Source organism: Methylobacterium sp. J-026 (assembly GCF_022829585.1).
Classification (GTDB): Bacteria; Pseudomonadota; Alphaproteobacteria; order Rhizobiales; family Beijerinckiaceae; genus Methylobacterium.
The window spans coordinates 1-13314 of sequence record NZ_JAKSYC010000023.1; the positions used below are offsets into that span (position 1 = coordinate 1).

Below are 13314 nucleotides of genomic sequence, written 5' to 3' on the forward strand. Positions count from 1 at the left end.
CGCCGAGCCAGGACTTCCGGCCGGCGCGGGTGAACGCCATCCTGGATTTCGCCACCGACGCGTTGCGGGCTCTGCGAGTCCTTCGACCGAACGAGGGCGAGGAATAACCCCCGGGCGCGCCGCGCATACTGACCAAAACAGATCGTCATTACAGTCCCCGGTGTCATCGCGGCCGGACTCTTGCTGGTGGGCTCCGCGGAGCCTGAACCGGCGCGCATCCGGGCTCCGCCGGCCAGTCCGGACGGCGTCCCAGCCGCGCGACGAACGGACCCAGCCCGCCCATGCGTTTGCTCACCCCGCTTCTCGCCCTCCTCGTCGCGCTTCCCCTGGCCGCACCGGCCCGGGCCGACGCGCTGACCGGCACCCTCAAGAAGATCAAGGACAGCAACCGGCTGGTGCTCGGCGTCCGCGATACCGCGACGCCGTTCAGCTACCTGGATCAGAACCAGAAGGTGGTCGGCTTCGCCGTCGACATCTGCCTCAAGATCGCCGAGGCGGTGAAGCGCGAGCTGAAGATGCCGGGCCTCGAGGTCGCGATGGAATTCGTCAATTCCTCGTCCCGCATCCCGCTGATAACCAACGGCACGATCGACCTCGAATGCGGGACCACCACCAATAACGCCGAGCGCAAGAAGCAGGTGGACTTCACCAACACCCACTTCCTGACCGCCACCCGCTTCGTCTCCAAGAAGGACCAGCACATCGCCGGCCTGGATGACCTGCGCGGCAAGACGGTCGCGTCGGTGGCCGGTTCGACCAACATCCTGATGCTGATCAAGGCCAACAACGAGCGCAGGCTCGGTATCACGGTGATCGCCGCGAAGGACGTTCCGGAGGCCTTCCTGATGGTCGAGACCGGCCGGGCGGCGGCCTTCGTCATGGACGACGTGCAGCTGAGCGTCATCGCGGCCCAGTCCAAGGACCCGTCCGCCTACGTGGTCAGCGACGAGACCCTGTCCAATCCGGAACCCTACGGGATCATGCTGCGCAGGGACGATCCGGCCTTCAAGGCGGTGGTGGACCTGGCGACCGCCGACCTCTACCGCAGCCCCGAGATCCTCACGATCTACGACCGCTGGTTCCTGAAGCCGGTGCCGCCGCGCGGCCTGACCTACAACGTGCCGCTCTCCTCGGCCCTGCGCTGGGCGTTCGCCCATCCGACCGACAATCCGGATCCGGCCTTCTACGCGCACTGATCTGTCGCGCGGCGGGGTTCCGCTCCGGCCGGGGAGATGCGATGCCGCGGGTCTGATTTGGCCCGCGTCGCGAAGCGTTCCCCATGCCCGACAGCCCAGAGCCGGCTCGCGCACCAGCCGCGGCGCTCCCCGCACCGCCGGCCACGTCGATTCCGCGCCTGATCGTCGTGCTGGCCTGCGCGGGGTTCGGCAGCACCTTCGCGCTCCGTTCGGTGGAGCCCCTCGTCGGCGTGCTCGCCCGGGACCTCGCCAGCAACGCCCACACGGTGGCGCTCCTCTCCACCGCGTTCGCGCTGCCCTACGCGTTCATCCAGCCGGTGCTCGGGCCGATCGGCGACGCGCTCGGCAAGGAGCGGGTGATGAGCACCTGTCTGGCGGTGCTCGCCGTCGCCCTCACCCTGTGCAGCGTCGCCCCCGATATCGGCAGCCTGTTCGGCCTGCGGATGCTGGCCGGCGCGGCGGCCGGGGGCTGCATCCCGCTGTCCCTGGCGCTGCTCGGCGACCGCGTGCCGATGGCGAGCCGGCAGGTGGCGATCGGGCGCTTCCTGGTGGCGGTGATCCTCGGCCAGCTCTCCGGCTCGACCTTCGCGGGCCTGATCGAGGCCGCGATCGGCTGGCGCGGCGTCTTCGCGGTCACCGCCGCCGTGGCGGCCTGCGCCTGCGCGGCGACCGTGTTCGGCTTCGACCGCGCCGGCCGGGCCCCCGCCCGCCGCCCGGCCTTCGGCGAGGCGGTGCGGCGCTACCGGACGATCCTGGGCAATCCCCGGGCGCGGGTGCTGTTCTCGGCGGTGTTCATCGAGGCCATCGCGATCTTCGGCGTGTTCCCCCACCTCGCCCCGCTGATCGAGGCCCGGGGCGAGGGTGGACCGCGCGAGGCCGGCCTCGTGCTGGCGGGGTTCGCGGTCGGCGGCCTGCTCTACTCGGCGCTGGTCGGGCTGCTGGTGCGGCTCCTCGGCCTGCCGCGGATGCTCATCGGCGGCGGCCTGATCTGCGGCGCCTCGCTCACCGTGGTCGGGCTCGCCGGCACGTGGCAGGTCGATTGCGCCGCGCTCACCGCCATGGGCCTCGGCTTCTACATGCTGCACAACACCTACCAGACCCAGGTCACCGAGGTCGCGCCCGGGGCGCGCGCCTCCGCGGTGGCGCTCCACGCCTTCTCGTTCTTCTGCGGGCAGGCGCTCGGCGTCGCGGTGCTGGGGGAGGCGCTGATCCGGCTCGGCCAGTTCGGGGCGCTCTTCGGATGTGCGGTGACCATCCTGGCGCTGGGGATCGGCACGGCCCTCGCCCTGCGGCAGAAGCCGGTGCCGGTGGCGTTCCCGGGATGACCCGGCTTCAGGGCCGCTGCAACGCCAGGGCCTTGAGGTCGAAGACCGGATCTTCCGCCTGATCCGGGGTCAGCGGCGTGCCGGCGGCGAGGAGGCGCCGGGCGATCATGTGGTCGCCCGCCCGGTCGACCGATTCCACCGCGCTCAAGGCCCCGTCGCGGAAGCGGAACACCGAGAAGGCGGGTCCGGAGCCGCGGATCACGCTGGCGTCGGAGGGCCCCGACAGGCCGGCGATCTGCAGCTTGTGCGGGCCCTGGTCGCTCCAGAACCAAGGCAGCGCCCCGTAGGCCGCGGGCTTTCCGGTGAGCCGGGCCGCGAGGCAGCGGCCCTGGTCGATGGCATTCTGGACGGATTCGATCCGCACCGTGCCGTCCGGTGTGAGGCCGCGGGCAAAGGGGCTGGGGAAGCGGGCGCAATCGCCGATCGCCGAGATGGCGGGATCGGGCGTCGCCAGGAAGGCGTCGACCTGGACGCCGTCCTCGGCCGGCAGACCCGCCGCCGCGGCGAGGTCCCGGTTCGCCAGCACGCCGATGCCGATCAGGACGAGGTCGGCGGTAAGTTCACGGCCGTCCGCCAGGCCGATTCCGGCAACCCGGCCCGCGCGCCCGAGGATCGCGGTGACGCCCGCCCCGAAGGCGAAGCGCACGCCCATCGCCTCGTGGGCGGCGCGGAAGAAAGCTCCCATCTCCGGCGAGACCGCCCGGGCCATGGGCCGCCCCGCCGCCTCGATCACCGTCACCGGGAGGCCGCGCGCGGCCGCGACGGCGGCGAATTCCAGCCCGATGAACCCGGCGCCGACCACGACGATCGCCCGGGCCGCTTCGATCTCCGCCTTGAGGGAATCGGCATCCGCGAGGCCGCGCAGCTGGTGCACCCCGGCAAGGCCCGCCCCGGGGACGGGCAGGGGCCGGTTGCGCGCGCCGGTGGCGAGCACGAGATGGTCGTAGGCGAGGCTGTCACCGTCCGACAGGCGCAGGCGGCGCTCCGCCCGGTCGATCGCGACGGCGCGGATTCCCGGCCGGTGGACGATGGCGTGCTCGGCGAAGAAGCCGGGCTGGCGCAGGAACAGGCCCGCCTGGTCGGTCTTGCCGGCGAGGTAGGCCTTGGACAGGGGCGGCCGCTGGTAGGGGAGGGCGGTCTCGTCGCCCACCAGGGTGATCGGCTCCCGGAACCCGCCCTCGCGCAGGGAGGCGGCGAGCTGGAAGCCGGCCTGGCCCGCCCCCGCGACGACGATTCCGGCCGCGCTCACGCCTTGGCCCCCGCCAGGGCCAGGCCGCTCTGCGCGACGCCGGGCAGGCTGCGCGCGCCGTCGGACATCAGGTAGGACCAGACCGCGGAGGCCGCCGGCCCCAGGACCTTGTCGGCCCGGCGGACCGCGTACCAGTCGCGGCGGATCGGCAGGCCGTTCACGTGGAGGAGGACGAGGCGCCCGCTGTCCAGCTCGGCCGCCACCGAGTGCACCGACAGCAGGGCGATGCCCAGTCCGGCCATCACCGCCTGCTTGATGGTCTCGTTCGAGCCGGTGTCGATCTCCAGGGGCGCCCGCTTGACCAGCACGCCGCTCATGAACTCCTCGAACACCATGCGGGTGCCGGATCCCTCCTCGCGCAGGAAGAACGGCTGGTCGGCGAGATCCTCCCGGCCGAGGCCGCTCCGCCCGGCGAGCGGATGGTCGGGGGCGGCGATCAGCACGATCGGGTGCGGGCCGAAGGTGGCGGCCTCGATCGGGAAGTCCCGGGGCGGGCGGCCCATCAGGGCGAAGTCGATCTCGTAGCCGCGCAGGGCCTCCACGGTCTGGCCGCGGTTGCGCACCGACAGGCTGATCTCGACGCCGGGATGCTTCTTGACGAAGCCGGCGATCACCTGGGGCGCGAAGTACTTGGCGGTGGAGACGACGCCGAGCGCCACGCGCCCGCCCTCGGCGCCGCGCAGGGTCCGCAGCCGGTCCGTGCAGGTCTCCAGTACCGTGTTGATGCTGTCGATGGCCCAGAGCATCTCGCGGCCGGCATCGGTCGGCTTGAGGCCGCCGGGGGTCCGGTCGAACAGCAGGAGCCCGGCCTCTTCCTCGAGCTGGCGGATGCGCGCGTAGAGGGCGGCCGAGGTGACGTTCAGTTCCTGCGCCGCCCGGGTCATGGTGCCGAGCCGGGCCACCGCCGCCACCGCCTGGAGCTGCTTGAGGGAGAGGTTGCGCATGGCGGAGGTCTCGTATTTTTTGTGCTTTGACACAAGATCGCGCAGAAATCTTGAACGCCGGGCCGGCGGTCCCTTCGATCCGGCGCCCGGGACCGCTATCGTGATGGCGGTGCGGCCGCTACAGAACCCGCGCGGACGCGTGATCCCGGCAGGCGGGATCCGACCAGGAAGGATAGGCCGATGGCAATCTCAGCGGCGATCGGAACGCCCCTCGATGCCTGCCTGGCGCAGGCCGTAGCGGCCGACCCGGCGCTGAAGGATGCCGCCGCGGTAATCGCCGCGGTGGCGCGCTCGGCGGTGGAGATCAGCGAGCGGATCGGGCGCGGGGCACTCGGCGGCGACCTCGCGGCGGCGGGCGATCACAACAGCGACGGCGACGTCCAGAAGGCGCTCGACGTCATCGCCCACGAGAGCGTGACGGCGGCCCTGCGGGGCGCCCCGGTCGCCGAGGTCGCCTCCGAGGAGGCCGAGGCGGTGATGCGGCTGAATCCGGACGCGCCGCTGGCCGTGGCCATCGACCCGCTCGACGGCTCGTCCAACATCGGCGTCAACATGGCGGTGGGGATGATCTTCGGCATCCGCCCGTCGATCAAGGACCCGGCCAACCCGCTCGCCTCGTTCACGACGCCCGGCACGGCGCAGATCGCGGCCGGCTTCGTGACCTACGGCCCGGCCACCGCGCTGATCCTGACCCTGGGCGACGGCACCCAATCCTACGTCCTCGACCGCGCCGAGGGCCGGTTCCGCCTGACCAACCCGGCCATGGCGGTCCCGGCCTCCACGAAGGAATTCGCCATCAACGCCTCGAATGCCCGGCACTGGGACGCCCCGGTGAAGGCCTATATCGAGGATTGCCAGCGCGGCACCGAGGGCCCGCGCGACAAGGACTACAACATGCGCTGGCTCGCCTCCCTGGTGGCCGACATCCAGCGCGTGCTGACCCGGGGCGGCGTGTTCCTGTATCCGGGCGACGCAAGGAAGAACTACGCCCGCGGCCGCCTGCGGCTGCTCTACGAGGTCGCTCCCGTGGCGATGCTGGTCGAGCAGGCCGGCGGCGCCGCGACCGACGGGCAGACCCGCATCCTCGATCTCGTGGCCACCGGCATCCACGACCGCGCGCCGCTGGTCTGCGGCACCCCCGAGGAAGTCACCTGCGTGGCCGCCTATTATGCCGGCGGCAAGCCCGATGCCGGCCGCTCGCCGCTGTTCGGCCAGCGCGGATTGATGCGGTCGTAGACGCAACGCGAAGTCCAACACCATGTCGGCGCGGCACCCCATCATCTCGGTGACCGGCTCCTCCGGGGCCGGCACCACCTCGGTGCGCAACACCTTCGAGCAGATCTTTCGCCGGGAGGACGTGCGGGCGGTGTTCATCGAGGGCGACGGCTTCCACGCCTTCGACCGCGACACGATGCGGGCCATGATGGCGCGCGAGCCGACCCTGTCCCACTTCGCGCCCCGGGCGAACCTGCTGCCGGAGCTGGAAGCGGTGTTCCGCAGCTACGCCGAGTCCGGGACCGGCCGGACCCGCCACTACGCCCACGATCCGCACGACGCCGAGGCCTACGGCATCCCCGAGGGCAGTTTTTCGGATTGGGAGGCGTTCCCGCCGGATTCCGACCTGCTGTTCTACGAGGGCTTGCACGGCTGCGTCGCCGACCCGGATGTCGACATCGCCCGCTACGCCGATCTGAAGATCGGCGTCGTGCCGGTGATCAACCTGGAGTGGATCCAGAAGCTGCACCGGGACCGCTCGTTCCGCGGCTATTCCACCGAGGCGGTCACCGACGTGATCCTGCGGCGGATGCCCGATTACGTGCAGACCATCTGCCCGCAATTCTCGTTCACCGACATCAACTTCCAGCGGGTGCCGACGGTCGACACCTCGAACCCGTTCATCGCCCGCTGGATCCCCACCGCCGACGAATCGATGGTGGTGATCCGTTTCAAGGATCCGAAGGGGATCGACTTCTCGTATCTCGTCTCCATGATCCACGACAGCTTCATGAGCCGGGCCAATTCCATCGTGATCCCGGGCGGCAAGCTGGATCTCGCCATGCAGCTGATCCTGACGCCGATGATCATGCAGCTCGTCGAACGGCGGCGCCGGCTGGCGTAAGCAGGGAGGCGCACCGCGGAACCGCTTGGACCGTTAATCTTATCCAGACCCTCATCCTGAGGTGCCGAAGCGCAGCGGAGGCCTCGAAGGAGCCCTCCAGCCAGCCGCGCGACCCCTGGAGCGCTCCTTCGAGGCCGCTCCGCGGCACCTCAGGATGAGGGTCAGAGTTGGATCGGCCCTTGCGCCGACCCTCATCTGTGCCCGATCGTTGCTGGAAGTTCCAAGATGCTGCCTCCCGTCATCGCCCCCTCGATCCTCTCGGCGGATTTCTCGAAGCTCGCCGAGGAGACCCGCGCCGTGGACGCGGCCGGGGCCGACTGGATCCACCTCGACGTGATGGACGGGCACTTCGTGCCCAACATCACCTTCGGGCCCCCGGTGGTGAAGGCGCTGCGCCCGCACACGGAAAAGTTCTTCGACGTGCACCTGATGATCGCCCCGGCCGACCCGTATCTCGCGGCCTTCGCGCAGGCCGGTGCCGACGGCATCACGGTCCATGCCGAGGCCGGGCCGCATATCCACCGCTCGCTCCAGACCATCCGCGACCTCGGCAAGCGCGCCGGCGTGGCGATCAATCCCGGCACCCCGGCCGCGATGGTCGAGCCGGTGCTCGACCTCGTGGATCTCGTGCTGGTGATGACCGTCAACCCCGGCTTCGGCGGCCAGAGCTTCCTGAAGAGCAGCATGGACTCCGTGGCCCGGGTGCGGGCGATGGTGGCGGGGCGCGACATCCGCATCCAGGTCGATGGCGGCATCGACCCCGAGACCGTCCGGGCCGCGAGCCGGGCGGGCGCCGACACGTTCGTCGCCGGCAACGCCGTGTTCAGCGGCGGCCCGGACGCCTACGCGGAGCGCATCGCGGCGATCCGGGCCGGCGCGGAGGGCGCCTCCGGCCGCGATCTGTCGTGCTGAGGGCGCTGATCTTCGACGTCGACGGCACGCTGGCCGAGACCGAGGACCTGCACCGGCAGGCGTTCAACCGCGCCTTCGGGGAACTCGGCCTGGCCTGGCACTGGGATGCGGCGCTCTACGCCGAGCTGCTCACCGTCATGGGCGGCAAGGAGCGCCTCGCCCATTACATCGCGACGCGGCGCCCGGCGGAGCTCGCCGCGCTGCAGGCGCTGGCGCCGGAGATCCACGCCCGCAAGACCGTCGCGTATGGCGACCTCGTGGTGGAGAGCCGGCTGCCGCTGCGCCCCGGCGTTGCCCGGCTCGTCGCCGAGGCCCGGGCGGCGGGAATCCGGCTCGGCGTGGCCACAACCACCAGCCGGCCGAACGTCGACCGGTTGCTGAGCGTGAACTTCCCGCCCGGCGCCACACCCTTCGACGTGATCGCGGCCGGCGACGCGGCGGAGCGGAAGAAGCCCGCCCCCGACATCTTCCTCCTGGCGCTCGCCGGCCTGGATGTCGCGGCCACGGAGGCCGTGGCCTTCGAGGATTCCGCGGCCGGCATCGCATCGGCCCGCGCCGCCGGCCTGCCCGTCCTGGCGACCCGGAGCCGCTACACCGACAGCCACCGCCTCGACGGCGCCTTCTCGGCGGTCTCGGATCTCGGGGAGCCGGGGCATCCGCACCGGCACCTCGCCGGCGTGGAATGGCCGGGTGGCGTGGTCGACCTCGCCGGCCTGATCCGGTGGCACGAAGCGCTACGGGATCAGAGCGCCGCGCTCCAGGCGATGGGCACCAGCCGGTAGCCCGGCCCGTCGCGCTCGACATGACCGAGCGACGGGAAGGGGAAGTGGTAGCCCACCACGAGGGCCTTCTCGGCCGCGGCCATGTCGTAGAAGCGATGGCGCGTCGCCTGCGCCTGATCGGCATCGTAATCGTACATCACGTGCCAGTCCGGGTGCTGCAGGAAGAAGGCCGGAATGTTGGTCACGTCGGACTGGACCAGCAGGCGGTCCGATCCGGACGCGACCGCGAAGGCGGTGTGGCCCGGCGTGTGCCCGGGGGCGGCCAGCGCCGTGATCCCGGGCGCCACCTCCTCGCCCCACGCGAAGGTGCCGATCCGGTCCCTCAAGTCGCCGAGCACCCTGCGGGTATTGGCGAAGTAGGCCTGTGTCACCGGATCGGCGGCCTGGGCCATGGTGGCGTCGCTCATCCAGAACGACCAGTCGGGCGCGGCGGCCCGGATCTCGGCCTTCGGGAAGGTGAGCGCCCCGTCCGCTGTCTTCAGTCCGTTGGTGTGATCGGGATGGAGATGCGAGAGCAGCACGAGGTCGATGTCCTCGGGCTCGATCCCGGCCGCCGCGAGGTTCGCCGTGAGGCGACCGACCGGTGCGCCCTGAACCTGACCGTTGCCGGTATCGATCAGGATCAGCTTCGAGCCGGTATTGATCAGCGTCGGGTTGAACGGCACCGTCACTTGGCCCGGCGGCATGTAAGCCGCCTGGGCGGCCCCGAGTGCCTCGTCCCGGGGGATATTGCGCACGAAGCGATCCGGCATCGGGAAGCTTCGGGCACCGTCGTTGAGGATCGTGATCTCGCAGGTGCCGAGACGGGTCCGGTAGAAGCCCGGTGCCTGCTTCCCGCCGAGGGCGGCCGCGGCGCCGGCGCGACCGCCAAGACCGAGGACCGCACCCCCGGCGAGCACACCCCGCACAAGGTCACGACGGGTCGATGCTGGCATCAGATCCTCCCGGAAGCGCCGGACTGTAGGGGGTGAAACACGCCGCATTCGGCAAGCCTATCGGACTTCCGATGCCGCGCGGAGGTCCCACGGGGCGGGCTGATCACCGTCCGCCCGATCGACGCATCGCGCGCCCTCCGCTACGCCCCTGCGCCTCGGTGGCGAACAGCATCGTGCCGGCGACGACACCCAGCGCCGCCGCGATCCCGAGCTTCAGCCAGCGCGGATCGGCCGCCGCGACGTGGGCGGTCGAGCGCGCGTCGAAGCGGCCATGCGCCCCGGGATCGGTGTCGACCGGATCGTAGAGATTGTCGGGGCGGTTCTTCTGGGCCTGCACGCTGGTCATCTCCCCGCGATAGCCGTGCCGGGCGAGGTATCCGTCGATCCAGCCCGGGATCAGCATGTTTCCGACGATCGCCTTCCAGGCCGAGGCGCCGATCCACAATTCCCGCGGCGCGTCGTGGGCCGCCCGGAACACGTGGCGGGCGATCGCCTCGGGCTGGTAGATCGGCGGCACCGGTTCGAGCTTGCGGGGGAGCCGGGAACGCGCCCAGTCGAATTGCGGCGTGTTCACCGCCGGCAGCTGCACCATCGTCAGACGCACCCGGCTGCCGTCGTGAAGCAGCTCGCTGCGGAGCGCGTCGACGAAGCCGCGCACGGCGGCCTTGGCGGCGCAGTAGCTCGCCTGGAGCGGGATCGAGCGGTAGGCGAGCGCCGAGCCGATATGCACGATCGTGCCCCGGTCGCGCGGCACCATGTGCCGGAGCGCCGCCAGGGTGCCGTGCACCTGCCCGAGATAGGTGACCTCCGTGGCCCTGCGGAATTCCTCCGGGCTCGTCTCCTGCACCGGTGCGTAGACCGTCACCATCGCGTTGTTGACCCAGACGTCGATGCGCCCGAACGTCTCGGCCAATTCGTCGGCGGCCTGTGCGACGGCGTCGGCATCGGCCACGTCGGCCGCGAAGGCCAGCGCTTGGCCGCCGGCCCGCTCCACGTCCCGGATCGTGCCCCGGAGTCCGGCCTCGCCCCGGGCGATGAGCCCGACATTCCAGCCGTGCCGGGCGAATTCATGCGCCACCGCCCGGCCGACGCCGGCGCTCGCGCCCGTCACCATCACGGTCGGTCTTGTGCTGTTCCGGTGCGCCATCGGGATTCCAGGTCGGGGATTGCCTGCGCCAACGCCCGTCCGCGGAAATCTTTCCGCCTCCACGCCCTTGCGCCGGGGCAGGCGCTCCGCCGATGGCCGCCCGCGTTGCTTCGTCGAAACGGGGCGGCCTATAACGCGGCGACCTCACAGCCGCGACGGCGGGGTCCTGAACGCCCGCCCGCGCCAACGAACAAAGTCTCACACGCCATGGCAGGCCATTCGCAGTTCAAGAACATCATGCACCGGAAGGGCCGGGTGGACGCGGTCCGCTCGAAGGTGTTCGGCAAGCTCGCCCGCGAGATCACCGTGGCGGCCAAGCTCGGCACGCCCGACCCGGCCATGAACCCGCGCCTGCGCGCGGCGATCATCGCGGCCCGCGCCGAGAACATGCCCAAGGACAATATCGAGCGCGCCATCAAGAAGGCCGCCGGGGCCGACGGCGAGAACTACGAGGACATCCGCTACGAGGGCTACGGGCCCGGCGGCGCCGCCCTCATCGTCGAGGCGCAGACCGACAACCGCAACCGCACCGCGTCCGACGTGCGCTCGGCCTTCACCAAGTCCGGCGGGAGCCTGGCCGAGACCGGCGCCGTCGCCTTCATGTTCGACCGCGTCGGCGTCATCGCCTACCCGGCCGGCGTGGCCGATGCCGACACGATGCTGGAGGCCGCCATCGAGGCCGGGGCCGACGACGTGAGCTCCGGCGAGGACGGCCACGAGGTCGTCTGCGCCCAGGATTCCTACGGCGAGGTCGCCAAGGCGCTCGAGGCCCGGTTCGGCGAGCCGCGCCGGACCGGCCTGATCTGGAAGGCGCAGAACACCATCGACGTCGACGACGAGACCGGCGAGAAGCTGATCCGCCTCGTGGAGGTGATCGAGGATCAGGACGACGTCCAGAACGTCTACGTGAACTTCGCCCTGTCGGACGCGCTGGTGGCCAAGCTCGAGGCCTGATCCGGTCGCGGCCGCCGGTCCGGCCGAATTCGGCAGCAAGGAGCGGGATGCCGGAACGGCGGCGGGCGGGCAGGGTGGAACGCGCGCTATCGCCCGATCGACAGGTCCTCTCATGCCCCTTCCCATGGCGCCCGCCGGGCCGCATCGTGACCCCGCCCTGAGCGTCGCCCCGCGGACGGACCCCGGCGACGCCCAGCGATGGGCGGCCCTTGCCGCCCGCGACGCCCGGGCGGATGGCAGCTTCGTGTACGCGGTCCGCACCACCGGGGTGTATTGCCGGCCGAGCTGCGCCGCCCGGGCGGCCCGGCCCGAGAACGTCTCCTTCCACCGGACCTGCGCCGAGGCCGAGGAAGCGGGCTTCCGGCCGTGCCGGCGCTGCCGCCCGGACGAGCCGGGCCTCGCCGCCCGCCGGGCCGAGGCCGTGGCCCGCGCCTGCCGGCTGATCGAATCGGCCGAGACGATGCCGTCGCTCGCCGAACTCGCCCGGGCCGCGGGCCTGAGCCCGTATCACTTCCACCGGGTGTTCAAGGCCGTCACCGGCGTGACGCCGAAGGCCTACGCGGCCGCCCGGCGCGCCGCCGGCCTGGCCGCCCGGCTGCCCGGGGCGGGCTCGGTCACGGAGGCTTTGTACGAAGCCGGCTACGGCGCGGCGAGCCGCTTCTACGCGGAGGGCGCGCCGCGTCTGGGCATGCCGCCCGCGGCCTATCGGAAGGGCGCCGCCGGCCTGCGCATCCGGTTCGGTATCGGTGCCTGCTCCCTGGGGGCGATCCTGGTGGCGGCGACCGATGCGGGCGTCTGCGCGATCCTGCTCGGGGACACCCCCGAGCCACTCCTGCATGATCTCCAGGATCGGTTCCCGGGGGCGGAGATCGTCGGCGGCGATCCGGCCTTCGAGGACTGGATGGCCCGGGTCATCGGCCTCGTGGAGGCGCCGGGCCGCGGCCTCGACCTGCCCCTCGATATCCGCGGCACCGCCTTCCAGCAGCGGGTCTGGGAGGCCCTGCGGCGGATCCCCGTCGGCTCGACCGCGACCTACGCGGAGATCGCCCGCGCCATCGGCCTGCCCGCCGCGACCCGGGCGGTCGCCGGCGCCTGCGGGGCGAACCCGATCGCGGTGGCGATCCCCTGCCACCGGGTGGTGCGCTCGGACGGGGCCCTCTCGGGCTATCGCTGGGGCGTGGCGCGCAAGCGGGACCTGCTTGCGCGGGAGGCCGGTGGCTGACGCCGGTCTCGGCGTGGGGACGGCGGGGATCTGGAGGGTGACGCGGATCCTCCGCCCTTTCGATGGGAACGTCCGAATGCGGTTGGAAGCGGACGACCTAGCGCTTCGCAAAGCCCAGGTCGGCCGCCACGCCTGCCAACCGCTCGGGCTCACGCTCCTTCCGCTCGCTGTAGCGGTCAACCAGGTCGTCGGCACGCTCGCGGGTCAGCAGCGTGAACTTCATCAGTTCCTCGCATACGTCCACGACGCGCTCGTAGAGCGGCCCCGGCTTCATCCGGCCGGCTTCGTCGAAGGCGTCGTAGGCCATCGGCACCGACGACTGGTTCGGGATGGTGATCATCCGCATCCAGCGGCCGAGGATGCGCAGGGCGTTCACGGCGTTGAAGCTCTGCGAGCCGCCGGACACCTGCATCACGGCGAGGGTGCGCCCTTGGGTCGGCCGCACGCTGCCCTCGGAGAGCGGCAGCCAGTCGATCTGGCTTTTCATCACGCCGGTGAGGGTGCCGTGCCGCTCCGGTGAAACCCACAC

Annotated in this window: 13 protein-coding genes; 8 read left to right on the top strand and 5 right to left on the bottom strand. The window is 71.5% G+C overall.

What is annotated here, in order from left to right:
• The first annotated feature begins 281 nt into the window (after window positions 1-281).
• Together MKK69_RS00660 and MKK69_RS00665 are read left to right on the top strand one after the other, a co-directional pair.
• Window positions 282-1196, top strand: a complete 915-nt coding sequence (locus tag MKK69_RS00660) for an amino acid ABC transporter substrate-binding protein (protein ID WP_243964728.1) — start codon at window positions 282-284, stop codon at window positions 1194-1196.
• Between the two features lie 83 nt (window positions 1197-1279).
• Window positions 1280-2521: an MFS transporter gene (locus MKK69_RS00665; protein ID WP_243964729.1), complete on the top strand. Its 1242-nt coding sequence runs from the start codon at window positions 1280-1282 to the stop codon at window positions 2519-2521.
• A gap of 7 nt (window positions 2522-2528) precedes the next feature.
• On the opposite strand, the gene MKK69_RS00670 is transcribed toward MKK69_RS00665, so the two are convergent.
• On the bottom strand, window positions 2529-3770 hold the full coding sequence (locus MKK69_RS00670; protein WP_243964730.1) for an NAD(P)/FAD-dependent oxidoreductase: 1242 nt from the start codon (window positions 3768-3770) through the stop codon (window positions 2529-2531).
• On the bottom strand, window positions 3767-4714 hold the full coding sequence (locus MKK69_RS00675; protein WP_243964731.1) for a LysR family transcriptional regulator: 948 nt from the start codon (window positions 4712-4714) through the stop codon (window positions 3767-3769). Before MKK69_RS00675 ends, MKK69_RS00670 begins: the two co-directional genes overlap by 4 nt.
• A gap of 180 nt (window positions 4715-4894) precedes the next feature.
• Between MKK69_RS00675 and MKK69_RS00680 the strand changes: the two genes are divergently transcribed.
• The 4 genes from MKK69_RS00680 (at window position 4895) to MKK69_RS00695 (ending at window position 8527) form a co-directional block, all read left to right on the top strand.
• On the top strand, window positions 4895-5950 hold the full coding sequence (locus tag MKK69_RS00680; RefSeq protein WP_243964733.1) for a class 1 fructose-bisphosphatase: 1056 nt from the start codon (window positions 4895-4897) through the stop codon (window positions 5948-5950).
• 22 nt (window positions 5951-5972) lie between these two features.
• Window positions 5973-6833 (top strand): phosphoribulokinase, encoded by an 861-nt coding sequence (locus MKK69_RS00685; protein WP_243964734.1) that lies wholly within the window; start codon window positions 5973-5975, stop codon window positions 6831-6833.
• A gap of 225 nt (window positions 6834-7058) precedes the next feature.
• Window positions 7059-7745, top strand: coding sequence for a ribulose-phosphate 3-epimerase (gene rpe / locus MKK69_RS00690; protein WP_243964736.1), 687 nt, complete (start codon window positions 7059-7061; stop codon window positions 7743-7745).
• Complete coding sequence (locus MKK69_RS00695) at window positions 7739-8527, top strand: HAD-IA family hydrolase (RefSeq protein WP_243964738.1); 789 nt, start codon at window positions 7739-7741, stop codon at window positions 8525-8527. Before rpe ends, MKK69_RS00695 begins: the two co-directional genes overlap by 7 nt.
• On the opposite strand, the gene MKK69_RS00700 is transcribed toward MKK69_RS00695, so the two are convergent.
• Together MKK69_RS00700 and MKK69_RS00705 are read right to left on the bottom strand one after the other, a co-directional pair.
• A complete protein-coding gene (locus tag MKK69_RS00700; protein WP_243964739.1) occupies window positions 8488-9462 on the bottom strand; it encodes an MBL fold metallo-hydrolase in 975 nt (324 codons plus the stop codon). The genes MKK69_RS00695 and MKK69_RS00700 overlap by 40 nt on opposite strands.
• 103 nt (window positions 9463-9565) lie before the next feature.
• Window positions 9566-10609, bottom strand: a complete 1044-nt coding sequence (locus MKK69_RS00705; RefSeq protein ID WP_243964740.1) for an SDR family oxidoreductase — start codon at window positions 10607-10609, stop codon at window positions 9566-9568.
• Window positions 10610-10816: 207 nt separating this feature from the next.
• Between MKK69_RS00705 and MKK69_RS00710 the strand changes: the two genes are divergently transcribed.
• Both MKK69_RS00710 and ada read left to right on the top strand, forming a co-directional pair.
• Window positions 10817-11563 carry a YebC/PmpR family DNA-binding transcriptional regulator gene (locus MKK69_RS00710; RefSeq protein ID WP_243964741.1) on the top strand — a complete coding sequence of 249 codons (747 nt, stop codon included), beginning with the start codon at window positions 10817-10819 and terminating at the stop codon, window positions 11561-11563.
• Window positions 11564-11675: 112 nt separating this feature from the next.
• The gene (gene ada / locus MKK69_RS00715; protein WP_243964742.1) at window positions 11676-12785 is read left to right on the top strand and encodes a bifunctional DNA-binding transcriptional regulator/O6-methylguanine-DNA methyltransferase Ada; all 1110 of its coding nucleotides are present in this window, start codon (window positions 11676-11678) and stop codon (window positions 12783-12785) included.
• A 97-nt stretch (window positions 12786-12882) separates the two neighbouring features.
• Here ada and MKK69_RS00720 read toward each other — a convergent pair.
• Window positions 12883-13314: NAD(P)H-dependent oxidoreductase (locus tag MKK69_RS00720; protein WP_243964743.1), on the bottom strand; the 432-nt coding region annotated here is incomplete at its 5' end.